Here is a 23,375-nt window from a genome sequence, read left to right as displayed (position 1 = left end):
GCACCGCAACGGATCGTCGCCGATCCATGACAGTCCGGTCACGGTGTCCCGTGGGGCTGTTGCGCCGCCCGGTCCGCTCAGTCAAGCTCCAGGGAACCTCCTTTCCGGAGGGGGCGCGATCGCCTGTGGGCGGGGCGCACTGCCTCAGCGGGCGCATCCCCCTTTCGCGGGAACAACGTCGCTCAGGGGCTTCCTCGCTGGGCGGGGCCCCAGGCCCGTCGTACTCTGAAAGGAACAGGTCACATACGGTGCTGCGCGGCGCAGACCGACGTCATCCCGTGGGCGGGCCTGCTGCCCGGGCAGCGTTGTTCTCCTCTCCTGTCGGCCCCTCTCCATCGAAGAGCCGTGAGCCATGGCTGGTTTTGAGCCTCCCCGACCGGTCGAACCGGACACCCCCCGCAGCGTGGGCCCGGCGGGCGGGTCTGCCTGCGACCGTCCCGACGGACCGGCCGACGTCCGTGCCGACCGGCAGGGCGACGACGGCCGTGATCGCCGCAGTGGCAACCTCGGTGAGGGCCGCGAAGGCGGTCTCGACGACGACCGTGACGACGACCGCGAGGGTGGCCACGGCGACGGTCGCCGGGACGGTCGCGGGGACGGCGGCGCGGGCGGGTCTGCCGGCCCGCGAGCCGATGAACGATTCGACGAACGAGCCGATGGACGAGCTGACGCGCGCGCCGAGGCCCCGGGCCGCGTCCCGGGCGTACGGACGGGACGCGAGCGAGCCGACGCCGCCGAGGAACCCGAGGCGGCCGGAGCGGCCCGTGCGGCCCGGCCGACCGACGTGGCGCAGCCGACCGGCGTGGCCCGGCCGGCAGAGCCAGGGGAGTCCGGCCCGGGGCGTGACGGCCCGCCGGGCTTCGCGCGCGCTCTGCGCGGCCTCGCCCGTCGGGGCAGCCTCGCCCGCCGTGAGCGCCATGGGCCCCGCCAGCGGCGTGGCGAACCCCCGGCCGACCCCGCCGGGTCTCCGGTGACGGGCCGCCTGGGCCCGGGTGCCGAGCATCCGGAGGCGGCTGCCAGCGCGGCCGGCCCGCTGGGTGGCCACGCCGAGCCGTCCGGGCAGGAAGCCCCGGCGCCGTCCCTCGACCCGGTGTTCCAGCACGGTGTGGTGGTCGGCTTCGACGGCTCGCTGTCGAGCGAGCGCGCTCTCGCCTACGCCGTCGGCATGGCGCGCCGTTCGCAGTGCGGTCTGGTGATCGTGCACGTCGCCAACCGTCTGCCCGCCACCGTCTGGGCAGGCTGCGAGCCACCCGTCTTCGTCGACCTCCCCGACCACCGGACCGAGGTCCTCGGCCTGGAGCTCGCCTGCGCGGACTTCCTCACCGGGGTGCCGTGGATCCTGGTCGAGCGCGGCGGGGACATCTGCCACGAGATCGAGGAGGTCGGTCGTGAGTACGCCGCCGACGCGATCGTCGTCGGCACGACGCACGGCCTGCTCGGCAAGATCTTCGGCTCGGTCTCCGGACGGCTGGCGCGGCGGGCCAACCGTCCGGTGATCGTGATCCCCTGAGGTCTCTCGTTCCTGAGGCTTCTCACGAAGCCTCCCCGAGGTCTCCTCCTGCTGCCTCCTCCATCGTCGGGCTCCCCAACTCTGTGTGCGGGGAAGCGCGTTGAGTGGTACGTGGCCCGGTGGGCGCGGCTCAGGAGGTGACCATCAGGGTGTGGTCGTCACGAACCGACGCCGAGTTCCCGGGCGATGAGCATGCGCTGGACCTCGGACGTGCCCTCCCCGATTTCCAGGATCTTGCAGTCGCGCCAGAAGCGGGCGACCGGGAATTCGTTCATGAAGCCGTACCCGCCGTGGATCTGGGTCGCCTCGCGGGCGTTGTCGACGGCGGCCTCGGACGAGTACAGCTTCGCGATCGCGGCCTCCTTCTTGAACGGTTCACCGTGCAGCAGCCGGGAAGCGGCGTCCCGCCAGGCCAGGCGGGAGGTGTGGGCGCGCAGCTCCATGTCGGCAAGCTTGAACTGGATGGCCTGGTTGGCGCCGATCGGCCGGCCGAAGGCCCGGCGCTCGCCGGCGTACTTCACGGACTCGTCGACGCAGCCCTGGGCCAGGCCGGTGGCCAGGGCTGCGATCGCGATGCGGCCCTCGTCGAGGATCCGCAGGAACTGGGCGTAGCCTCGGCCACGCTCGCCCAGCAGGTTGGCCGCGGGAACGCGGCAGTCGGTAAAGGACAGTTCGCGGGTGTCGGATGCGTTCCACCCGACCTTCGAGTACTTCTTCGAGACCTGGAATCCGGGGGTCCCGGTGGGCACGATGATGGAGGAGATCTCCCGCGCAGGCGAGCGGAATTCGCCCTCTTCACTCGAACGAGCGATCGGTTCGGTGAGTGCGGTGACGGTGACCAGACCGGTGATGTCGGTACCGGAGTTGGTGATGAAGCACTTGGTCCCGTTGATGACCCACTCGTCGGTGGCCTCGTCGTAGCGCGCCGTGGTGCGGGTGGCCCCCGCGTCCGACCCGCCCTCCGGCTCGGTGAGGCCGAAGGCGCCGAGGAGTTCGCCCGAGGTCAGCCGGGGCAGCCACGTGCGCTTCTGCTCCTCGGTGCCGAACCGGTAGATCGGCATCGCGCCGAGCGAGACGGCGGCCTCCAGGGTGATCGCCACCGAGGAGTCGACGCGGGCGAGTTCCTCCAGGGCGAGGCCGAGGGCGAAGTAGTCCCCGCCCATGCCGCCGTACTCCTCCGGGAAGGGCAGGCCGAAGAGCCCCATCCGACCCATCTCCCGGACGATCTCGTAGGGGAACTCCTCCCGCTCGTAGAACCCGCCGATCTTCGGCGCCACCACGTCCTGGGCGAACTCGGCGACGGTGCGCCGCAGTTCCTCGTACTCGCTGCTGAGCCTGTGGTCGAGCATGGTGATCCTCCTGGCGCCCGGCCGGGTCGGCCGCGGACGTGAGCGGGGTGACCGGCGTCCGTCGGACGGTGTGACGGACGCGCGGTGTGATGTGAGGGACGGGAGTCGGGCGGTGCGGGTGGTGCGCGGCGCCGGCCGGGTTGCGGGCGGTCGGCGCCGGGACGGGTGCGGGCGGGTCAGCTCCCGGTGGAGCCGAGCAGCGCCTGGACGGCACGGGAGGGACTCGGGCGGCCGAGGCGCTCGGCCATCCAGCCGCTGGTCGCGACGAGCGCGCGCAGGTCGACGCCGGTCCGGACGCCGAGCCCGTGCAGCATCCAGACCAGGTCCTCGGTGGCCAGGTTGCCGGTGGCGCTCTTCGCGTACGGGCAGCCGCCCAGGCCGCCCGCCGAGGCGTCCACCGTGGTGACGCCCTCGCGCAGTGCCGCCAGGGTGTTGCTGAGCGCCTGGCCGTAGGTGTCGTGGAAGTGCACGGCGAGCCGGTCGACCGGGACGCCGGCCCGCGCGAAACCCTCCAGCAGGGCGGTGACCTGGCCCGGAGTGGCCACCCCGATGGTGTCACCGAGGCTCAGCTCCGCGCAGCCCTGCTCCAGCAGCTGCACGCCGTACCGGACCACCTGGTCGACCGGGACGGGGCCCTCCCACGGGTCGCCGAAGCACATCGAGAGGTAGCCGCGGACCGCGACCCCGGCCTCGGTGGCCCGGGCCACGACCGGGCGGAACATCGCCATGGCCTCGTCCGCCGAGCGGTTGAGGTTGCGGCGGGCGAAGGTCTCGGTGGCGCTGGCGAACACCGCGATGTCGGAGGCGTGGTGGGCGAGTGCGCGGTCCAGGCCGCGCTCGTTGGGCACCAGCACCGGCAGCCGCAGGCCGGGGTGGCGCTCCGGCAGACCGGCGAGCCGGGGGAACAGCTCCTCCGCGTCGGCCAGCTGCGGTACCCATTTCGGGTGAACGAAGCTGGTGGCCTCGACGGTGCGCAGCCCGGCGGCCGCGAGCCGGGCGATGAACTCGGCCTTCACCTCGACCGGCACCGAGGACTTCTCGTTCTGCAGGCCGTCGCGCGGTCCGACCTCGTGGATCCGGACCTCCTCGGGCAGACCGGGGGCGCGGACCGGGTCGGGCAGGCCCAGGTCGAGGGCGTCGGGCTCGCGGGCGGTGGCGGTGGCGGGGGTGGTCACGACCGGACCTCCGCGGGCTCGGCGGGGGCGGCGACCGGATCGGCCGCCGGGTCCACGGCCGCCGGGTCCACGGCTGCCGGGTCCATGGCCGGGGTGACCACGACCAGCAGGTCCTCCATCGCGACGGTGGCGCCGGCGACGGCCCGCAGTTCGCTCACCACGCCGTCGTGCGGTGCGGCGATCACGTGCTCCATCTTCATGGCCTCCAGCACGAGCAGGGGCTGCCCCTTGCGGACCGTCTCGCCCGCCGTGGTCTTGACGACGGTCACGGTGCCGGGCATCGGGGCGGTGAGGGCGCCGTGGTGCGCCCCGGCCCCGGCGGCGCTCTCGACGACCGGGTCGTAGGCGTGCAGCGGCCAGGCGTCGCCCTCGATGCCGAGCCAGGTCACCGGTCCGGCGGCGAGGCCGGGGGTGGCATCGGTGGCCAGTGAGAACGTGGTGCGGAGGCCGTCGACGGTCAGGTGCAGCCGGTCGCCGGCCAGGGTCGCGCGGGCGCGGTGCGCGGGGCCCTCGTCGAGCCGGAGCTCCACCTCGCGGGTGGTCCCGGCGGAATTGTCAGTGGCATCGGCTACGTTGCCCGCAGTGATCGAACGGATGCGCACCGCCACCGGGTCCTGGCCGGGGGTACGGAGTCGGTGGGTGGTCCAGGCGGGGGTGCCGCCCAGGCGCCAGCCGGAGGGAAGGGAGAACGGGTCGGTCCAGCCGTCGGGGTCGGCGGCCGGGGTGAGTTCCAGGTGCCGTGCCAGTGCGGCCGCGCAGTAGAGGAGGTGAGCGGGTGACGGCGCTTCGACCGCCGCGGTCGCGTCCGCCGCAGCCGCGTCCGGGGTGATCGCGTTCACGGGGGAGTGCGGCGAGGTGAGCAGGGCCGGCTGCTCCTGGGCCGTCCGCTCCACCAGGCCGGTGTCCAATCGGCCGGCGGCGACCTCGGGGTGTGCGAGCAGCCGGCGCAGGAAGCCGGTGTTGGTGGTGATGCCCAGGATGCGGGTGTCGGCCAGCGCCGCGCGGAGCCGGCGCAGCGCGGTCGGGCGGTCGGGCCCGTACGCGATGACCTTGGCGAGCATGGGGTCGTAGGCGCTGGTGACGACGGTTCCGGCGGCCACTCCGGAGTCGACGCGGATGCCCTCGCCCCGGGGCTCGTCCAGGGTGAGGATGCGGCCGCCGGTGGGCAGGAAGTCCCGTTCCGGGTCCTCGGCACAGATGCGGGCCTCGATGGCGTGGCCCAGGAAGGAGACGTCGGACTGGGTGAAGGAGAGCGGTTCGCCGGCGGCGACGCGCACCTGCCACTCGACCAGGTCGAGCCGGGCCGAGTCCGCGCCGACCGCGACGGCGAGCTCGGTGACGGGGTGTTCCACCTGGAGACGGGTGTTCATCTCCATGAAGAAGAAGTCCCGCACCCCGTCGGCGTCGGAGGCGGCGTCAGGGGCGTCCGGGTCGATGCCGGGGACGATGAACTCCACGGTGCCGGCACCGGTGTAGCCGCAGGACTCCGCGGCGCGGACGGCCGCGGCGCCCATCGCGGCGCGGGTCTCGGCATTGAGGAGAACGGAGGGAGCCTCTTCGATCACTTTCTGGTGGCGGCGCTGCAGGCTGCATTCGCGCTCGCCGAGGTGGACGGTGGTGCCGTGGGCGTCGGCCAGCACCTGCACCTCGATGTGGCGCGGCCGGTCGACCCAGCGCTCCAGCAGCAGGGTGTCGTCGCCGAAGGCGGTGCGGGCGACGCGGCGGGCGGCGGCGATCTCGGTGGGCAGGTCGGCGCGGTCCCGCACGAGCCGCATGCCCTTGCCGCCACCGCCGGCGGACGGCTTGAGCAGCACCGGGTAGCCGATCTCGTCGGCGGCGGCGACGAGTTGATCGTCGGTGGGCGCGGTGGCCTGGCTGCCGGGGACCACCGGGACACCTGCGGCCCGGACGGCCTCCTTGGCATTGATCTTGTCGCCCATCAGCTCGACCGCACCGGGAGGAGGTCCGATGAAGGCGAGGCCCGCGTCGGCGCAGGCGCGGGCGAAGCCGGGGTTCTCGGCGAGGAAGCCGTAGCCGGGGTGGACGGCCTGGGCACCGGTGCGGCGGGCGGCGTCGAGGATCCGGTCGGTCCGCAGGTAGGTCTCGGCCGCCGAGCTGTCGCTGCGGTCGGCCGGGCCGAGCCGGACCGCGACATCGGCCTCGCGGACGTGCGGCGCGTCGGCGTCCGCGTCGCTGAACACGGCGACCGAGCGGATGCCGAGCCGCCGCAGGGTGCGGATCACCCGGAGGGCGATCTCGCCGCGGTTGGCGACCAGAACTGTGTCGAACATGGGAGGCGTTCCTCCGGGTCGAGGGGAGCCGTACGAAGGAGGTGGCGGTGGGCGGTCGGGGCGCCGGCCCGGGTGGGCCGGCGCTGCGGGGAGTCACACCCGGAAGGGAGGGGTCACGGACGCAGGGGTGACACGAGGCGGGATCACATGCGGAAGACGCCGTACGGAGCGGGCGGTGCCAGCGGGGCGTTGGCGCAGGCGGTGAGCGCGAGACCGACGACGGTGCGGGTGTCCATCGGGTCGATCACACCGTCGTCCCAGAGCCGGGCGGTGGCGTAGTAGGCGTTGCCCTGGCGCTCGTACTGCTCGCGGACGGGGCGCTTGAACTCCTCCTCCGCCTCGGCCGGCCACTGATCGCCGTGCGCCTCCAGCTGGTCGCGGCGGACGGTGGCGAGGACGGAGGCCGCCTGCTCGCCGCCCATCACGGAGATCTTGGCGCCCGGCCACATCCACAGGAAGCGAGGTGAGTAGGCCCGGCCGCACATCGAGTAGTTGCCGGCCCCGTACGAGCCGCCGACCACCACGGTCAGCTTCGGGACGCGGGTGCAGGCGACGGCGTTGACCATCTTGGCGCCGTGCTTGGCGATGCCGCCCGCCTCGTACTGCCGGCCGACCATGAACCCGGTGATGTTCTGGAGGAAGAGGAGGGGGATGCCGCGCTGGTCGCACAACTCGATGAAGTGGGCGCCCTTGACGGCCGACTCGGAGAACAGCACGCCGTTGTTGGCGACGATGCCGACCGGGTGGCCGTGGATCCGGGCGAAGCCGGTGACCAGGGTGGCGCCGTACTCCGCCTTGAACTCGGCGAACCGGCTGCCGTCCACCAGGCGGGCGATCACCTCGCGCACGTCGTAGGGCGTGCGCGGGTCGACCGGCACGGCGCCGTACAGGCCCGCCGGGTCGACGGCCGGCGGCTCGACCGGGGTGAGCGGCCACGGCCTGGCCTCGCGCGGGCCGAGCCCGGCGACGATCGTGCGGACGATGGAGAGGGCGTGGGCGTCGTCCTCGGCCAGGTGGTCCGTCACGCCCGAGGTGCGGGAGTGCAGCTCGCCGCCGCCCAGCTCCTCGGCGGTGACCACCTCACCGGTGGCGGCCTTCACCAGCGGCGGGCCGCCCAGGAAGATCGTGCCCTGGTTGCGGACGATCACGGCCTGGTCGCTCATCGCCGGGACGTACGCGCCACCGGCCGTGCACGAGCCGAGCACCGCGGCGATCTGCGGGATGCCCGCGGCGGAGAGCCTGGCCTGGTTGTAGAAGATCCGGCCGAAGTGGTCGCGGTCCGGGAAGACCTCGTCCTGCATCGGGAGGAAGGCGCCGCCGGAGTCCACCAGGTAGACGCAGGGCAGCCGGTTCTCCAGCGCGACCTCCTGGGCGCGCAGGTGCTTCTTCACCGTCATCGGGTAGTAGGTGCCGCCCTTGACGGTGGCGTCGTTGGCGACCACCACCACCTCGCGTCCGGCGACCCGGCCGATTCCGGCGATCACTCCGGCCGCGGGCGCCGCGCCGTCGTACATCCCGTCGGCGGCCAGCGGGGCCAGCTCCAGGAAGGGGGAGGCCGGATCGAGCAGGGTGTCCACCCGGTCGCGGGGCAGCAGCTTTCCGCGGGAGGTGTGCCGGGCGCGGGCCTTGGCACCGCCGCCCAGGGCGGCCGCGTCGAGCTTCGCGCGCAGCTCGGCGACCAGGGCCCGGTGCGCTTCGGTGTTCGCGCGGTAGGCCTCGGAGCCCGGGTCGACGGAGCTGCCGAGCCGGGGCGCCGGTGCGGCGGCCGCGGACGGTGCGGCGCCGGGCGCGGCAGTGCCGGCCGCTGCGCCGAGCCGGAAGCCGGTGGATGTTCCGGCGGTTGAGATGACCATTCCCAAGAGCTCCCTTGCCCTCGGCACCAGGTGGGCAGCCGGGTGCGTCCGCCCGTGATCGCCACGTTAATTAACGTTAACTTACGCGCCCAGGTTAACGGCCGATAACCCGACTGTCTACGATGGACGGCATGTCGAACGTCCCCGCCGCCTCCGCGCTCCCCCGCCGCGACCAGATCCGCCGGGAGGCCGCGAGGCTGTTCGCGGCCCGGGGCTTCCTCGGTGTGGGGGTGGACGAGATCGGCAAGGCGGTCGGGATCAGCGGTCCCGGGCTCTACCGCCACTTCGCCGGCAAGGACGCGATGCTCGCGGACCTGCTGATCGGCATCAGCGAGCGCCTGCTGGACGAGGGGCGCCGCCGGGCCGGTGGCGGCGAAGGCCCGGCCGCCGCGCTGGACGCGCTGATCAGCGGCCACGTCGACTTCGCCCTGGACGACCGGGACCTGATCACCCTGCACGACCGGGAGCTGCTGAACCTCAAGGAGGAGGACCGGCGCACCGTCCGCCGGCTCCAGCGCGGCTACGTCGAGCTGTGGGTGGACGTGGTCCGGCAGGCCTACCCGCCGCTGGCCGGCTCCGCCGCCGAGCCGGTGGCGCGGGCCGCCGTGCACGCCGTCTTCGGCCTGATCAACTCGACCCCGCACAGCCTCGGCCCGAACCCCGACCATGGCGAGCGCGTCGCCCTCCAGCGCGACGGCATGGCCGCCCTGCTCCACGCCCTCGCCCACGGCGCGTTCGCGGCGGCCGCGGAATCGGCGGGCGTCCCCGCCGGCGGTTCGGCGTCCGCGGGCGTTTGAGGCGCTCGGCGGCAGTCCGTCCGGAGACCTGGTCCCAAAGGGTGACGCCCGGCCCGTCCCCGGCCGCTGGGCGCGCGAGGGATCGTCGGCGATCCTGGAGACGGCCGGGGGAGTGGGCCGTTCGAGTGGTCGCCCGGGAATCACCGCAGGCCGTCGGCTGTTGGCCAGTCCGCCGGGCCGGATGATCGGGGCTCCCCCTGGCCGGCCCCGAACCCCTCCGGCTCGGAAACGCCATGGCGGCCACCCGACGAAATGGTTAGCATCCCTAAATATGCCTGAGACTCACGGATCCACGGTGGAGCAATCCCCGAGCGGCCCCCCGGCCCCCGGCCCGACCCCGGAGGTTCCCGCCGACAGCCCGCGGACCGCCGGGAACACCGGTCCGGCCGCGGAGGCCGCCCAAGGTGCCGAGGCGGCCGGCTGGCTGCACCGTCTGGTCGGCTACAGCTGGCGGTCCCGGCGCAGCCTGCTGCTCGCGTTCGGCGCCTCGCTCCTCGGCATGGCCGTCACCGCGCTGGTGCCGCTGGTCACCAAGCTGATCATCGACGACGTCATCATCGCCCACACCCGTTCGCTGGCCCCCTGGGCGGTGGTGCTGCTGCTCGCCGCCCTCGTGGTCTTCGGCTGCACCCAGGTCCGCCGCTACTACGGCGGCCAGCTCGCGGTCGACGTCCAGCACGACATGCGCAGCGACCTGTTCCGCTCGCTCGGCCGGCTCGACGGCCACCGCCAGGACCGGCTGGACACCGGTCAGGTGATCGGGCGGGCGACCTCCGACCTCCAGCTGGTCAACGGCCTGCTCTCGATGCTGCCGATGATGACCGGCTACCTGCTGATGTTCCTCATGTCGCTGGCCGTGATGGTCTGGCTGTCCCCGCCGCTCACCCTGGTCGCCCTGGTCATGGCCCCCGCGCTGTGGTGGGTCTCGGTGCTCAGCCGCAAGCGCCTCTTCCCCGCCACCTGGGCCGCCCAGCAGGAGGCGGCCGCCGTCGCGGGCGTGGTGGACGGCGCGATCGGCGGCGTCCGCGTGGTCAAGGGCTTCGGACAGGAGGCGCAGGAACTCGACAAGCTGGAGGCGGCCTCCCACAACCTCTTCGCGGCCCGGCTCCGGTCGATCCGGCTGAACGCCCGGTACAACCCGGCGATGCAGGCGATCCCGGCGCTCGCCCAGGTCGGCGTCCTCGCCTTCGGCGGCTGGCTGGCCGTCGACGGCCGGGTCACGCTGGGGACCTTCGTCGCCTTCTCCACCTACGTCGCCCAGATGACCGGCCCGGTGCGGATGATGACCATGGTCATCACCGTCGGCCAGCAGGCCCGGGCCGGCGTCGAGCGCGTCCTGCAGCTGATCGACGAACGCCCGCTGGTCCAGGAGCGCCCGGACGCCCGCACCCTGGACCTCGCGCACGGTGGCTCCCCGGCCGGCGCCCCGGCGATCGGCACCACCGCCGACGCTGCCGCCCCCGTCGGCCCGCGGACCCCCGACGTCGTCCTGGAATTCGACCGGGTCGAGTTCCGCTACGACCCCGAGCACCCCGCCCCCGTCCTGCACGGCCTCAGCCTGAAGCTGGCCCCCGGCGAGACCCTCGCTCTGGTCGGCGCCTCCGGCTCCGGCAAGTCGACGGTGGCCCAGCTGGTGCCCCGCTTCTACGACCCCGCCTCCGGCACCGTCCGCCTGTACGGCCACGACCTGCGCGACCTCACCCTGGACTCGGTCCGCGCGACGGTCGGCATCGTCCCCGAGGAGAGCTTCCTCTTCTCCGAGTCGGTCCGCACCAACATCGCCTACGGCCGTCCGGACGCGACGGACGAACAGGTGGTCGCCGCAGCCCGCGCCGCCCAGGCCGACGAGTTCGTCCGCGCGCTGCCGGACGGCTACGACACCAAGGTCGGCGAGCAGGGCCTGACCCTCTCCGGCGGCCAGCGCCAGCGCATCGCACTGGCCCGGGCGATCCTCACCGACCCCCGGATCCTGCTGCTGGACGACGCCACCTCGGCAGTGGACCCGCAGATCGAGGCGGAGATCCACGACGCGCTGCGCTCGGTGATGACCGGCCGCACCACGCTGCTGATCGCCCATCGCCGCTCGACCCTCCAACTCGCCGACCGGATCGCCGTCCTGGAGCGAGGCCGACTGCTGGACCTCGGAACGCACGAGGAACTCGAAGCCCGATGTCCCCAGTACCGGGCCCTGATCACCGACCCCGAGGCCGGCTCCGCCGACCGGCACTCCACCCCCGAACCGGCATCCGATGAACCGGCGTCCGATGAACCGGCGTCCCCGGCGGCGGCCCCGGCGAAGCCCGGACGGGCAACCGGGCAGCGGGCCGCCGACGGCACTCCCACCGACGGCACTTCCACCGACGGCGCTCCCGGCACCGCCGGGACCGACGACACTGCCGGAACCCGGGCCACTCCCGGGACCGACGACACTGCCGGAACCCGGGCCACTCCCGGAACCGACGACACCGCGGGAACCCCCGGAACCCGGACGACCCCCGTCCTCCCCACCCCCGCCCTGACCAAGGCCGCCCGCACCGCCGACCCCGACCTGCTGGACCGGGTCGCGGCCCTGCCGCCGGCCTCCGACACGCCGGACGTCCCCCGCGCCGAGGCCGAGGCCGGCGACCCCGACTTCACCCTGCGCCGCCTGCTGCGCTCCTTCCGCACCCCGCTGCTCATCGCCCTCCTGCTGGTAGCCCTGGACGCGGCGGCCGGACTGGTGCTGCCGGTGCTGATCCGGCACGGCATCGACGACGGCGTCCGCAAGGGCCTGATGTCCGGCGTCGCGGTCGCCGCGCTCACCGCACTCGTCGTGGTGCTGCTGGACTGGGTGGTGCAGGGCGCGGAGAACCGGGTCAGCGGCCGTACCGGCGAGCGCGTCCTCTACACGCTCCGGCTCAAGATCTTCGCCCACCTCAACCGGCTCGGCCTGGACTACTACGAGCGCGAGCTGACCGGCCGGATCATGACCCGGATGACCACCGACCTGGACTCGCTGACCTCCTTCCTCCAGACCGGCATGGTCACCGCGGTGGTCAGCCTGCTGACCTTCGCCGGGATCTTCGCCGCCCTGCTGATCATCGACGCCGGCCTGGCCCTGGTGGTCTTCGCCGTCCTGCCGCTGCTGGTGATCGCCACCCTGGTGTTCCGCAAGAAGTCCAAGGACCAGTACGAGCGCTCCCGCGACCTGATCGGCACCGTCAACGCCGACCTCCAGGAGAACGTGGCCGGCATGCGGATCGTCCAGGCGTTCCGCCGCCTGGACACCAACACCGACCGCTTCGTGGCCCGGGGCATCGCCTACCGCGAGGCCCGGGTCAGGGCCCAGCTCTACATCTCGCTGTACTTCCCGTTCGTCCAGTTCCTCTCCAGCGTGGCCGCCGCGCTGGTGCTGATCGTCGGCGCGGCCCGGGTCGACGCCGGGACGCTGACGGTCGGCGCGCTGGTCGCGTACCTGCTCTACATCGACCTGTTCTTCGCGCCGGTCAACCAGCTGTCCCAGGTGTTCGACGGGTACCAGCAGGCCTCGGTGGGCCTCGGCCGCATCCGCGAGCTGCTGCGCACCCCGACCACCACCGCCGAGGCGGCCGACCCGGTCCCCGTGGTCAAGGGCCTGCGCGGCGAGATCTCCTTCGAGGGCGTCGGCTTCGCCTACAACGGCGGTGCGGACGGCGCCCCGACCGTGCTGAGCGGCGTGGACCTGCACATCCCGGCCGGGCAGACGGTGGCGCTGGTCGGCGAGACCGGCGCCGGAAAGTCGACGCTGGTGAAGCTGGTCGCCCGGTTCTACGACGCGACGGAGGGCACCGTCCGCGTGGACGGGGTCGACCTCACCCGCTACGACCTGGCGCAGTACCGCCACCGCCTGGGTGTGGTGCCGCAGGAGGCGTACCTGTTCGCGGGCACGGTCCGCGAGGCCATCGCCTACGGCCGGCCGGGCGCCTCGGCGGCCGAGGTGGAGGCGGCGGCCCGGGCGGTCGGCGCGCACGACATGATCGTCCGGCTCTCGGGCGGCTACGACCACGAGGTGGCCGGCCGCGGGCGCAACCTCTCGGCGGGGCAGCGCCAGCTGATCGCGCTGGCCCGGGCGGAGCTGGTAGACCCGGACATCCTGCTGCTCGACGAGGCCACCGCCGCGCTCGACCTGGCCACCGAGGCCGCGGTCAACCAGGCCGCGGACCGGCTCAGCGGCGGACGGACCACCCTGGTCATCGCCCATCGCCTGACCACCGCCGAGCGTGCCGACCGGGTGGTCGTGCTGGACCACGGCCGGGTGGTCGAGGACGGCACGCACGTCGAACTGCTCGCCCTGGGCGGCACCTACAGTCGGCTCTGGCAGGCGTTCATCGCCGACGGCCACCCGGCGGCCGAGGCCGTCACCGCCGGATAGGCCGCCCCGCACCCGGGCCGGGGGCGGCGTCGAGCCGGCCCCCGGCCGGGCCGCGATCCCGAACCTCTGCGATCTCGAACCTCTGCGACGCCGAAACCTCTGCGACGCCGAACCTCCACGCCCCGCCCGGCGGTCCTTCACGTGCGAACCGTCAGGCGGCGATCAGCGAGGCCAGCAGTCCCGAGGCGTCGATCCCGCGCGGCAGGTCGCTCACCTGCCCGTCGCCGACCTCGACCACCCGCCAGCCGGAGCCGTCCGCCCGGCTGGCGAGGTCGGTGGTGACGAAGCGGCAGCCGAGCCGGCGGACCAGCGCCGGGACATCGGTGAGGTCGGGTTCGACGGTCCGGCGCGGGCCGTCCGGGTGCGGCCCGACCAGGACGGGCCGGCCGTCCAGCCACCACACCCGGGCCTCCACGGGCCGCCCGCCGCTGCCCGGCGCGTCGCCGTCGGCGCGTTCCGGGCCGACCGCACCGGCGGCACCGGACACCCCGCTCGCACCGGACACCCCGCTCGCGTCCGCCGCGCGGTCGGCGCCGTTCGCGCCCGCCGGCCCCGCCGGCCCCGCCGGGACGCCCGCGCCCTCGAACTCCTCGTACCGCCGCAGCACCACGCCGCCCGCCAGGAACTCGCCCTGCAGCTCGACGAACCGTTCCACCACCCGTCCGACGGCCGCCAGGTCGGCCAACTCGGGCACGTAGCAGGCCTCGTGCCACTCGTGCTTGCGCGACTTCACGTAGTCCTTGACGATCGCCGGCCCGTGCCCGCCGAGTCGGGCCGCGGCCTCCGCCAGTTCCTCGGGGCCGGGCGCCACCGGCCCCTCCGACGGGATCCACGCACTGGCCGGCGTCGCACCCTCGAACACGTCGTACCAGCCGGGCAGTTCGTGGGCCGCCGCGTACCCGGGCGGGCTGGTCAGCAGGGTGCCGCCGCGGGCGGTGAGCGCGGCGGCGAAGTCGGCGTACCGGGCGGTGGGCAGCATCCAACCCCGATACCAGAGCGGCCCGCTGTCCGCCGGCACCCGTCGGACGGCCTCCTCGGCCCGCCCGGCGAGCAGCCCGTCGTGGTCGACCAGATGGTGCTCGCCGTCCAGCTCCCGCAGCATCCTGGCCTCCCAGGCGAAGTGCGGGTCGGGCCGACGCGGGTTGAGCGGATCGGCGGGGAAGATGATCGCGGGTACAGGCATGGCCGTCAGAGTACGGTCGGCGGGCTGATCCCGGGCCCGCCACGACGGACCGGTCGACCCGAGCACCCGACCGGAGTGCCGAATCCGCTCGACGCCCCGGGCGGCCACTGCGAGAGTGACCCGATGCGAAATCTGCTGAGCTCCCGCAAGCGCAGGCCGAGGCAGGCCGCCCGCACGGTGGTCCTGGACGAGAACGGCTCGGTCTTCCTGCTCCGTTCGGACAACGACGAGGTCGGCGTGCACTGGACCATGCCGGGCGGCGGAGTGGAGCCGGGCGAGACCCCGTGGGACGGCGCCCGGCGCGAGCTGTGGGAGGAGACGGGCTGGAGCGACCTCGAACCCGGCCCGCTGCTCTGCACCTGGGAGCACGACTTCACCTGGCACGGCACCCCGGTTCGCCAGCACGAGCACATCTACCTCACCGCCGGGCCGCACCGCGGCCCGGTCGGCGATGTCAGCGAGGTGCACGCGGTCGACCGGATCCTGGACTGGCGCTGGTGGACCCCGGCCGACCTCGCCGACGAGAACGCCGACGCGCTCTGGCCGCCCGCGCTGCCGGGACTGCTGGACACGGTCCGCGCGGGCTGGGCCGTGGACGGTCGACCGCCGGTGCCGGTCGACCTCGGATACGTCCCGAACGGCCCGGTCACCCGTCGGGCCCGCTAGCGCCGCTGGGCCCGCTGGACCCGCGCGGCCTGTCACGCCCACCCGGCGTGTCGGGCCCGAACGGCCCGGCACCGAACGGCGCCCGGTGGAGCGGCTACCCGCGCCCGCCGCGCCGGGTCCGCGTGGCCGGACCGGGCTCCCAGCCGTGCAGTTCCAGCTCCCGGTCGTGCAGCGCGGCGGGGTTCATCAGCACCGTCAGCGGGGCGCCGACCAGTCGGTCGGCGGCGAGCCCGGTCGCGGACAGCAGCTGCTCGGTCGGCACCGAGACGGCGATGGCGGGCCGCCAGGAGGGCAGCACCACCAGGCAGGTGCCGCGGCCGACCCGGATCGGCCGGGCCGCCACCCGTACCGGTGCCCGTTCCTCCGGCCGGCCGAGGGCCTCGGTGGGCCCCGGGCCGGCGCCGATCAGGATGCCGAGCGGCGGTTCGGCCCACGAGGCCCCGGCGGAGGGGCCGTCGGTGCTGTCGACGGCAGAGCGGTCGACGGCGGCGGGGTCGGTCCCGGCAGAGCTCCCGATGGCGATGCCGGCTCCGGAGCCGGCATCGAGGGCCCCGGCTCGGGGAGCTCCCGTTCCGGAGGACGGTCCCTGCGCCGCCGCTCCGGTCGAGCCGGCCCGTTCGCCCCGTTCGCCGGCCCGTTCGCCGCCCCGTTGGTCGGCCCGGCCGATGGCACCCGGCAGGCCCGTTCCGGTCGGGCCGGACGCGGCCGTCTCCCGTGCGGTCGCCCCCTGCCCGCTCTGGGCGGCCTGCGGGTGCATCCGGCGCAGTCGCCGTGAGGGCGACGGCCGCCGGGATCCCAGGATCCGCGGCTCTTCGCGCACCGTGCGCTGCGTCGGCAGGGACGGGCCGGCCTCCGAGGGCGCGGTGACAGACCCGAACCGGACGAACCCGGTCTCGACTCCGTCCGGCCCGTGGAGGGCGTCGGGCGCCGCGGCGGCACGCTCGGCGGATGCGCCGGGAGCGGCCGGTCCGTCCTCGGTCTCCGCGTCCGCGCCGCGCGGGGCCGGTACCTCCGCGACCGGTCGGCGGCACGCGTCCGCCGGTGGGACGGTCGGCGCCTCCGCGTCGTACCGGCTGCGCGGCTGCGGCACCGAGTCGAGGCGTGGCGGGCCGGTCCGGCGCGCCCCTCCTTCCGGGAAGGCGGGCGTGGCCGCACCGGGCTCGACGACGGTCGCGATCGAGCACACCGGGACGGCCGCGGCGGGCGGGCCCGGCACGGCGGGCGGGGGAGAGGATCCGGCGCTGTCCCCGGGCGGGCCGGGCAGGGACGGGTCGGTTGCGGCGGGGTGGAGCGAAGTCATCTGCGGGCCCTTCGGGGAACGGTCCCGACGATCCTCCCGCACCACGCGATCAGCTCCAAGCGTCGAACCCGACGGTGTGCGCGATACCACCGCGGGATCGTCGTGGGACCACCCCGGGATCGCCCAAGACGGCGCAGGGCGAACACCGTTGCCACACGACCGGAACGGCGCCGTGCTCTGCCGGCGGGCCCCGATCCCGCCCTGCCGGGCGGGATCGTCCGAGCGATCGTCCGAGCGATCGGTCAAGGGCCGGCCGAGCGACCGGTGAGCGACCGGCCTTCGGGCCGGTCAAGGACCGACCGGGAGATCAACCAGCGGGCGCGACAAAGCCCTTGAGGTCGGCGAGCACCGCGTTCGCGGCCATGACGCCGAGCCCGAGGAACCAGGTCTCGTCCGAAACCGGCCGGGCCTGACCGGACTTGACCGCGCCGAGCGTCTTCCAGAGCGCGCCGCCCAGCACCGTGTCCTGGTTGGTCGAGCTGGGGCTTCCGTACACGCCGTAGAAGATCCAGTCGGCGTCGGCCTTGTCGATCTGCTCCGGGCTGACCTCCACCGCGAGCTCCTGGACCTGCTCGATCGTGGGCTGCGGCAGCGGCACGTCGGTGAGGATGGTGCCGATGAAGGAGAGCTCGGCGTAGAGCCGGGTCCGGCCCGGCATGAAGCGCAGCGGAGTGATGGTGGGCCGCTTGTCGCCGAGCTTCGCGCCGATCGCCGCGGCCGCCGCCTGGTACGCGTCGAGCTGCGCCTTGGCCTCGGCCTCCAGGCCGAACGCACTCGCGTTGAGCAGGAAGTTCTGCTTCCAGGGGTAGCCGGGGCGCAGCGAGAAGACGGTCGGCGCGATCTTGGACAGCTGGGCGTACTGGTCCTGGGCCCGCAGCTGGCTGCCGAGGATCAGGTCCGGCTTGAGCGCGGCGATGGCCTCCAGGTTGAGGCTGTTGATGGTGCCGACGGCGGCGGGGCTGCCGGCCTTGTCCTTGAGGTAGGACGGCAGGGACTTGGAACCGTCGGTGTACACGACGCCGACCGGCTGGATGCCGAGGGCGACGACGTTGTCGAGCTCGCCGGTGTCGAGCACCACGACCCGGGTGGGCCTGGCCGGGATGACGGTCTCGCCCATCGCGTGCCGGAGGGTGCGCGGGTAGACGCCGGGAGCGGCGTCGGTGCCGAAGCCCTTCATCTTCTCGATCACGGCCGCGTAGTCGTCGCCGCCCTGCTTGACCGACTTCTGGTTCGGGGAGGAGCCGCCGCCGGCCGGGGTCGAACCGCCGCTGCCGCCCGATCCACCCGAGCCGCCCGCGCCGCCCGAGCTGCCGCAGGCGGTGAGCAGTCCGCCGAGGCCGAGCACGGCACCTCCGGCGACCCCGGCGGTGAGGAACCTGCGGCGGGTCGCGGTGCGGGGGGCGAGGGCCAGGTCGTCGGAGGTGGGGGGCACGCGACGCTCCTTTCACGATCGAATTTAGGTTAGGCAAACCTATCCGATGGGAGCGAGGTGGGGTCGCGGGCCGTCCGCACCGGAGGGGCAAACTATGCCGAACCTTGGCAAAAGGGAGAAAATTTCTTGGCTCAACTCCTTTGAAACAAAGGTACATGGGTGAACAAGCCGTAAATACAGCAACCCCAATGGCGTTCGGGCGAACGAATCGAAGTGAGTGGTTTAGATCACCAAGGGTTGGTCTACTCAACCTTCCATGCCCGCCTCTAGGGTGCGCTGGTGTTTGATCAGCAGCTCTCAGAGCACACGAGCAGCGGCCGGGCAATGGCGCCCGGCGCTCCGCAGGGTGCCCCGGTCAGTGGCATCAGTGGTGGAGTCCCCGGCAGTCAGGGGACCGCTGGGGGAGCGGGGGACAAGGGTCTACGGGGCGGTTCCGTCGGCCTGCTGAGCAGTGTGGTGCTGGGCGTCTCGACGGTCGCCCCGGTCTACTGCCTGACAGCGACACTCGGACCCACCGTCACCGCGGTCGGTGTCCAGATGCCCGCGGTGTTCCTCGCGGGCTTCCTGCCGATGCTGCTCGTCGCGTTCGCGTACAAGGAGCTGAACAAGGACTTCCCGGACTGCGGCACGTCCTTCACCTGGGGTGTCCGGGCCTTCGGCCCCCGGGTCGGCTGGATGGCCGGCTGGGGGCTGACGGTGGCGACCATCATCGTGCTCTCCAACCTGGCCGGGGTCGCGACCGACTTCCTGTACCTGATGCTCGGGGAGATGACCGGCAGCGGCTGGGTCACCGAACTCGACCAGAACAAGGCCGTCCACCTGCTCACCGTGGTCCTGCTGATCGCCGGCGCCACCGCGATGAGCTACCGGGGGATGACCGCCACCAAGTGGTTCCAGTACAGCCTGGTCGGCCTCCAACTGGCCGTGCTGCTGCTCTTCTCCGCCATCGCCATCGGCAAGGCCGCCTCCGGTGACCTGCCCGACTCGATCGGCTTCTCCTTCTCCTGGCTCAACCCGCTCCAGGTCAGCTCGTTCAGCGCGTTCACCGCCGGACTGTCGCTGTCGATCTTCATGTACTGGGGCTGGGACACCTGCCTGACCATGAACGAGGAGACCCAGGGCAGCGCCAAGACCCCCGGCCGCGCCGCGATGATCTCGATGGTCACCCTGGTCGGCTCGTACCTGCTGGTGGCGATCGCCTCCCAGATGTTCGCGGGCGTCGGCAGCACCGGCAACGGCCTCGGCAACCCGGCCACCGCCGACAACGTCTTCGCCGCACTGGCCCGTCCGGTGCTCGGCTCGCCGTGGAGCATCCTGCTCTTCCTGGCCGTCGTCGCCAGCGCCGCCGCCAGCCTGCAGACCACCTTCATCCCCGTGGCCCGCACCCTGCTCGCGATGAGTGCCTACCGCGCCGTGCCGCCGCGCTTCGGCGCCGTCCACCCGCGCTTCCGCACCCCCGGCTACGCCACCGTCGCGGCGGGCATCGCCACCGCGGTCTTCTACGTCGGCATGAGCCTGATCAGCGAGAACGTCGTCCAGGACACCATCCTGGCGCTCGGCCTGATGATCTGCTTCTACTACGCGCTGACCGCCTTCGCGTGCGTCTGGTACTTCCGCCACTCGCTGCGCGGCGGTGTCCGCGACCTGCTGCTCAAGGGCGCCGCCCCGCTCCTCGGCGGCGTGCTGCTCACCGCGGTCTTCCTCCAGACCCTCACCGACGCCTGGGACCCCGACTACGGCAGCGGTTCGGTCTTCGGCATCGGCTCGGTCTTCGTGATCGGCGTCGGCATCCTGCTGCTCGGCGCCGCGCTGATGACCTGGTACGGCTTCATCCGGCCGGAGTTCTTCCGCGGCGAGACGCTGCACAAGGACACCCCGGCACTGGTCGTGGAGGACTGACGCCGTTACTGTGGGCCGCATGAAGCGCTTCGTGGGCCTGTGCTGGTGGCCGTCCTAGGACGGCCACCACACTCGCCTGACCAGGGCCGTCCGGGATGGACGGCCCTGCTGCGTTTCCCCGCAGGACGGGTCCCTCACCCCGGACGGCCGCCACCGCCGCCGCACCGAGGAGAGAGACCTTGACCACCACCGCCGCGACCACCACTGCGACCGCCGCTTCCGCGACAGCCTCCGCCACTGTTCTCGCGACCGCCGCCGACACGTCCGTTCCGTCCGCTCCGGTCGACGATCCGACCGCCCACCGCGTCCTCACCGGGGACCGGCCCACCGGACCGCTCCACCTCGGCCACTACTTCGGGACCCTGCGCAACCGGGTCCGGCTCCAGGACCAGGGAGTCGAGATGTTCGTCGTGGTCGCCGACTACCAGGTCATCACCGACCGCGACCTCGCCGACCGGCTCGCCGAGCACACCGAGAACCTCGTCCTCGACTACCTCGCCGCCGGCCTCGACCCCGAGCGGGCGACGATCTTCCCGCACAGCGCCGTCCCCGCCCTCAACCAGCTGCTGCTCCCCTTCCTCAGCCTGGTCAGCGTCGCCGAACTGGGACGCAACCCCACCGTCAAGGACGAGATCGCCCACTCCCGGCAGGCCGCCGTCAGCGGGCTGATGTTCACCTACCCCATCCACCAGGCGGCCGACATCCTCTTCTGCAAGGCCGACCTGGTCCCGGTCGGCCAGGACCAGCTGCCCCACCTCGAAGTCGCCCGCACCGTCGCCCGCCGCTTCAACGAGCGCTACCCGCACGCCGACGGCAGCGCCGTCTTCCCCCGACCGCAGGCCCTGCTCTCCGACGCCCCGATGCTGCTCGGCACCGACGGCGGCAAGATGAGCAAGAGCCGGGGCAACGCCGTCGCCCTCGGCGCCACCGAGGACGAGACCGCCCGGATCATCCGCGGCACCAGGACCGACGCCGACCGCCGGATCGGCTACGACCCGGTCAACCGTCCCGAGGTCTCCAGCCTCGTCCTGCTCGCCGCCCTCTGCCAGGACCGCGACCCCGAGGCCGTCGCCGAGGAGATCGGCGACGGCGGCGCCGCCGCGCTCAAGCGCACCGTCACGGAGTCCGTCAACGAGTACCTCCGCCCGATGCGCGCCCGCCGCGCCGAACTCGCCGTCGACCGGGGCCACCTGCGGCAGGTCCTGCGCGACGGCGCCGAGCGGGCCAACGCCGTCGCCGACGCCACCCTCGCGGAGGTCCGGGAGGTGATGGGGGCGGCCATCTGAAGAGCGCTCACCCGCCGGAGTCCGGCGAAGCCGTCCGGACAGCGGACCGCCCCCCCGCGCGGACATCGGCCGTTTGACACGGGGCATATCGTCACCGGGCGGTCGCGGCCACAGCGCGACCGCCCGCACCCCGCTCCCGCGCCCGAAAGGTGGCCCGGCCCATGGACCAGCACCCGACCGCACCCGGCCAGGGGCTGACCCGCCCGCCGCACCTGCGCCCCGGCGACCACATCGTCGTCGTCGCGCCCAGCGGCCCGATCGACGCGGCACGCCTCACCGCCGGGTGCGCGATCCTCCGCTCCTGGGGGCTGCGCGTCACCGTCGCCCCGCACGTCCTCGACACCCACCCCTCCCTCGGCTACCTGGCCGGCACCGACGCGGACCGCGCCGCCGACCTCCGGAACGCCTGGCTCGACCCCACCGTCGACGCCGTCATCTGCGCCCGCGGCGGGTACGGCGTGCACCGCATGGCCGACCTGCTCGACTGGGCCGCGATGCGCGCCGCCGGGCCCAAGCCCTTCATCGGCTTCAGCGACGTCAGCTCCCTGCACGAGGCGTTCGCCCAGCGCCTCGGCCTCGCCACCCTGTACGGACCGCTGGCCGCCGGGGCCTCCTTCGTCTCCGACGGCCCGACCGCCGAGCACCTCCGCCGCACCCTCTTCGACCCCGCCGCCGTCACCGTCCTCACGTCACCCACCGCCGCCCCGCTCGTCCCCGGCCGGGCCCACGGCGTCACGGCCGGCGGCTGCCTCCACGTCCTCACCGCCGAGCGCGGCACGCCCGCCGCCCGGGCCTCGTACGAGGGAGGCATCCTGCTGCTCGAAGACGTGAACGAGCACCCCTACCAGCTCGACCGCCTGCTCACCCAGCTCCTGCGCTCCGGCGCCCTCGACGGCGTGGCCGGTGTCGCCCTCGGCTCCTGGGAGGGCTGCGGACGGCCGGAACGGGTCCGGGACGTGATGCTCGACCGGCTCGGCGGGCTCGGCGTCCCCGTGCTCTGGGAACTGGGCTTCGGCCACTGCCCGTCCACCCTCACCGTCCCGCTCGGCGTTCCCGCCCTGCTCGACGCCGACGCCGGCACCCTCACCCTGGACCTGCCCGCCCTCACCGAACGCTGAGCCGGCTCGGCCCGCCGAGCCCCACCGGGCACGGGGCCGTGCCCGGCACGGGGCCGCGCCGAGCACGGGCGTGGTCAGTTGCCCGGGCGCGCTCAGTAAGGTGCGGCCATGAACGAGGATCGCCTCACCGCCCTTGCCCTCGCTTTCCTCCGCGGCCCGGGCAGTAACGCCCGCACGATCCTGGGACTTGCTGGCCCGCCCGGCGCCGGCAAGTCCACCCTGGCCCGCCACCTGGTCGCCGAGGTCGAGCGTGCCGAAGGCCCCGGCACCGCCGCCTACGTCCCGCTCGACGGCTTCCACCTCTCCGGCGCCCAGCTCGACCGCCTCGGCCTGACCCACCGCAAGGGCGCCCCGGTCACCTTCGACGCCCACGGCTACCTCGCCCTGCTGCGCCGCATCGCCGGCGACCGGTTCCAGGACATCTACGTCCCGGACTTCGACCGCACCCTGGACGAACCGGTCGCCGCCCGCCACGTGGTCCGCCCGCACACCCGGCTCGTCATCACCGAGGGCAACTACCTCGCCTCCGCCGACACGCCTTGGTCCGATGCCCGCCGACTCCTGCGCGAGCTCTGGTACGTGCACACGGATGACGAGGTCCGCGAGGAGCGTCTGCTCCGGCGGCACCGCGACGGCGGCCGCGACGAGGCCACCGCGCGCCAGTGGGTCACCGGCAACGACCACCCCAACGGCGCGTACGTGAAGCCCGGGCGGGCGCTCTGCACCCGCACCGTCTCCGGGACGGGTTTGCCTTCGACCCCGGACAGGGGTAGTGTTTCCTAGTCGCTCGGCAGGGAGCACCGGACACGCATCGGCGCGGACGGTCCCGGAGCGGCCAATCCCCAGAAACACCACTTCCGGTTCGTGCCGGTCGTTTCGCTTTTCGCGTCCCGACCTGGTGCTTATTCGGCGTGCGCGTTTTATCGGATTGCGGTCGGATTCGCTTTTCGGAGCGGGGATCGGCTAGAGTTTGAAACGTCGGACAGGGCGTCAAGCCCCGGAAGACACCGGCGAGTTGGATGAACGAAGCCCCGGAAAACGGAGCGGAAAACATCTGATAAGCTGGAAACACGAAAGAACGAAGCCCGGAGGGTCCGCTGGAAGGCGGTCCGAAGGAAGCGTCCGT

16 protein-coding genes are annotated in these 23,375 nt (G+C 73.4%); 8 read left to right on the top strand and 8 right to left on the bottom strand.

Annotated features, from left to right (window positions below):
* Nucleotides 1-271: 271 nt before the first annotated feature.
* The gene (locus tag ACWGJO_RS32185) at nucleotides 272-1,102 is read right to left on the bottom strand and encodes a hypothetical protein (protein WP_452189173.1); all 831 of its coding nucleotides are present in this window, start codon (nucleotides 1,100-1,102) and stop codon (nucleotides 272-274) included.
* Here ACWGJO_RS32185 and ACWGJO_RS32180 point away from each other — a divergent pair.
* Nucleotides 1,034-1,510, top strand: coding sequence for a universal stress protein (locus ACWGJO_RS32180; RefSeq protein ID WP_380351429.1), 477 nt, complete (start codon nucleotides 1,034-1,036; stop codon nucleotides 1,508-1,510). The two genes, ACWGJO_RS32185 and ACWGJO_RS32180, sit on opposite strands and share 69 nt — an antisense overlap.
* A gap of 158 nt (nucleotides 1,511-1,668) precedes the next feature.
* Here the strand turns inward: ACWGJO_RS32180 and ACWGJO_RS32175 are convergent, their stop codons facing one another.
* The 4 genes from ACWGJO_RS32175 to ACWGJO_RS32160 form a co-directional block, all read right to left on the bottom strand.
* Nucleotides 1,669-2,859 carry an acyl-CoA dehydrogenase family protein gene (locus ACWGJO_RS32175; RefSeq protein WP_387691855.1) on the bottom strand — a complete coding sequence of 397 codons (1,191 nt, stop codon included), beginning with the start codon at nucleotides 2,857-2,859 and terminating at the stop codon, nucleotides 1,669-1,671.
* 176 nt (nucleotides 2,860-3,035) lie between these two features.
* Nucleotides 3,036-4,034 (bottom strand): hydroxymethylglutaryl-CoA lyase, encoded by a 999-nt coding sequence (locus ACWGJO_RS32170; RefSeq protein WP_452189161.1) that lies wholly within the window; start codon nucleotides 4,032-4,034, stop codon nucleotides 3,036-3,038.
* On the bottom strand, nucleotides 4,031-6,325 hold the full coding sequence (locus tag ACWGJO_RS32165) for an ATP-binding protein (RefSeq protein WP_452189160.1): 2,295 nt from the start codon (nucleotides 6,323-6,325) through the stop codon (nucleotides 4,031-4,033). Before ACWGJO_RS32165 ends, ACWGJO_RS32170 begins: the two co-directional genes overlap by 4 nt.
* A 143-nt stretch (nucleotides 6,326-6,468) precedes the next feature.
* Nucleotides 6,469-8,178 carry a carboxyl transferase domain-containing protein gene (locus ACWGJO_RS32160; protein WP_452189158.1) on the bottom strand — a complete coding sequence of 570 codons (1,710 nt, stop codon included), beginning with the start codon at nucleotides 8,176-8,178 and terminating at the stop codon, nucleotides 6,469-6,471.
* A gap of 131 nt (nucleotides 8,179-8,309) precedes the next feature.
* Between ACWGJO_RS32160 and ACWGJO_RS32155 the strand changes: the two genes are divergently transcribed.
* Together ACWGJO_RS32155 and ACWGJO_RS32150 are read left to right on the top strand one after the other, a co-directional pair.
* Complete coding sequence (locus tag ACWGJO_RS32155; RefSeq protein WP_452189156.1) at nucleotides 8,310-8,975, top strand: SACE_7040 family transcriptional regulator; 666 nt, start codon at nucleotides 8,310-8,312, stop codon at nucleotides 8,973-8,975.
* Between the two features lie 271 nt (nucleotides 8,976-9,246).
* Entirely contained in the window at nucleotides 9,247-13,365 is a 4,119-nt protein-coding gene (locus tag ACWGJO_RS32150; RefSeq protein ID WP_452189154.1) for an ABC transporter transmembrane domain-containing protein, read from the top strand.
* 151 nt (nucleotides 13,366-13,516) lie between these two features.
* Here ACWGJO_RS32150 and ACWGJO_RS32145 read toward each other — a convergent pair whose 3' ends face one another.
* Complete coding sequence (locus ACWGJO_RS32145; protein WP_452189152.1) at nucleotides 13,517-14,548, bottom strand: ATP-grasp domain-containing protein; 1,032 nt, start codon at nucleotides 14,546-14,548, stop codon at nucleotides 13,517-13,519.
* Between the two features lie 123 nt (nucleotides 14,549-14,671).
* On the opposite strand from ACWGJO_RS32145, the gene ACWGJO_RS32140 reads away from it, so the two are divergent.
* Nucleotides 14,672-15,214, top strand: a complete 543-nt coding sequence (locus ACWGJO_RS32140; protein WP_452189150.1) for an NUDIX hydrolase — start codon at nucleotides 14,672-14,674, stop codon at nucleotides 15,212-15,214.
* A gap of 94 nt (nucleotides 15,215-15,308) precedes the next feature.
* Here ACWGJO_RS32140 and ACWGJO_RS32135 read toward each other — a convergent pair whose 3' ends face one another.
* Both ACWGJO_RS32135 and ACWGJO_RS32130 read right to left on the bottom strand, forming a co-directional pair.
* The gene (locus ACWGJO_RS32135; protein ID WP_452189149.1) at nucleotides 15,309-16,514 is read right to left on the bottom strand and encodes a hypothetical protein; all 1,206 of its coding nucleotides are present in this window, start codon (nucleotides 16,512-16,514) and stop codon (nucleotides 15,309-15,311) included.
* A gap of 307 nt (nucleotides 16,515-16,821) precedes the next feature.
* On the bottom strand, nucleotides 16,822-17,859 hold the full coding sequence (locus tag ACWGJO_RS32130; RefSeq protein ID WP_452189171.1) for an ABC transporter substrate-binding protein: 1,038 nt from the start codon (nucleotides 17,857-17,859) through the stop codon (nucleotides 16,822-16,824).
* Between the two features lie 411 nt (nucleotides 17,860-18,270).
* Here ACWGJO_RS32130 and ACWGJO_RS32125 point away from each other — a divergent pair, with 411 nt between their 5' ends.
* From ACWGJO_RS32125 to ACWGJO_RS32110, 4 genes are all read left to right on the top strand, one after another.
* The gene (locus tag ACWGJO_RS32125; RefSeq protein WP_452189169.1) at nucleotides 18,271-19,845 is read left to right on the top strand and encodes an APC family permease; all 1,575 of its coding nucleotides are present in this window, start codon (nucleotides 18,271-18,273) and stop codon (nucleotides 19,843-19,845) included.
* Nucleotides 19,846-20,024: 179 nt separating this feature from the next.
* On the top strand, nucleotides 20,025-21,131 hold the full coding sequence (gene trpS, locus ACWGJO_RS32120) for a tryptophan--tRNA ligase (protein ID WP_452189147.1): 1,107 nt from the start codon (nucleotides 20,025-20,027) through the stop codon (nucleotides 21,129-21,131).
* Between the two features lie 161 nt (nucleotides 21,132-21,292).
* Nucleotides 21,293-22,249, top strand: coding sequence for a S66 peptidase family protein (locus tag ACWGJO_RS32115; RefSeq protein ID WP_452189145.1), 957 nt, complete (start codon nucleotides 21,293-21,295; stop codon nucleotides 22,247-22,249).
* A gap of 108 nt (nucleotides 22,250-22,357) precedes the next feature.
* Nucleotides 22,358-23,032, top strand: coding sequence for a nucleoside/nucleotide kinase family protein (locus tag ACWGJO_RS32110; protein WP_380552672.1), 675 nt, complete (start codon nucleotides 22,358-22,360; stop codon nucleotides 23,030-23,032).
* The last annotated feature ends 343 nt before the right edge of the window (nucleotides 23,033-23,375 follow it).

Source organism: Kitasatospora sp. NPDC054795, from assembly GCF_053611565.1.
The sequence above is the reverse complement of the archived record's forward strand: the minus strand, read 5'-3'. Positions and strand labels throughout refer to the sequence as shown.

What these genes read in the sequence shown, in the direction of transcription:
- ACWGJO_RS32160 (WP_452189158.1), bottom strand. Translation starts at nt 8,178, where the DNA reads ATGGTCATCTCAACCGCCGGAACATCCACCGGCTTCCGGCTCGGCGCA.
- ACWGJO_RS32135 (WP_452189149.1), bottom strand. Translation starts at nt 16,514, where the DNA reads ATGACTTCGCTCCACCCCGCCGCAACCGACCCGTCCCTGCCCGGCCCG.
- ACWGJO_RS32145 (WP_452189152.1), bottom strand. Translation starts at nt 14,548, where the DNA reads ATGCCTGTACCCGCGATCATCTTCCCCGCCGATCCGCTCAACCCGCGT.
- ACWGJO_RS32175 (WP_387691855.1), bottom strand. Translation starts at nt 2,859, where the DNA reads ATGCTCGACCACAGGCTCAGCAGCGAGTACGAGGAACTGCGGCGCACC.
- ACWGJO_RS32140 (WP_452189150.1), top strand. Translation starts at nt 14,672, where the DNA reads ATGCGAAATCTGCTGAGCTCCCGCAAGCGCAGGCCGAGGCAGGCCGCC.
- ACWGJO_RS32115 (WP_452189145.1), top strand. Translation starts at nt 21,293, where the DNA reads ATGGACCAGCACCCGACCGCACCCGGCCAGGGGCTGACCCGCCCGCCG.
- ACWGJO_RS32155 (WP_452189156.1), top strand. Translation starts at nt 8,310, where the DNA reads ATGTCGAACGTCCCCGCCGCCTCCGCGCTCCCCCGCCGCGACCAGATC.
- ACWGJO_RS32165 (WP_452189160.1), bottom strand. Translation starts at nt 6,325, where the DNA reads ATGTTCGACACAGTTCTGGTCGCCAACCGCGGCGAGATCGCCCTCCGG.
- ACWGJO_RS32125 (WP_452189169.1), top strand. Translation starts at nt 18,271, where the DNA reads ATGGCGCCCGGCGCTCCGCAGGGTGCCCCGGTCAGTGGCATCAGTGGT.
- ACWGJO_RS32150 (WP_452189154.1), top strand. Translation starts at nt 9,247, where the DNA reads ATGCCTGAGACTCACGGATCCACGGTGGAGCAATCCCCGAGCGGCCCC.
- ACWGJO_RS32110 (WP_380552672.1), top strand. Translation starts at nt 22,358, where the DNA reads ATGAACGAGGATCGCCTCACCGCCCTTGCCCTCGCTTTCCTCCGCGGC.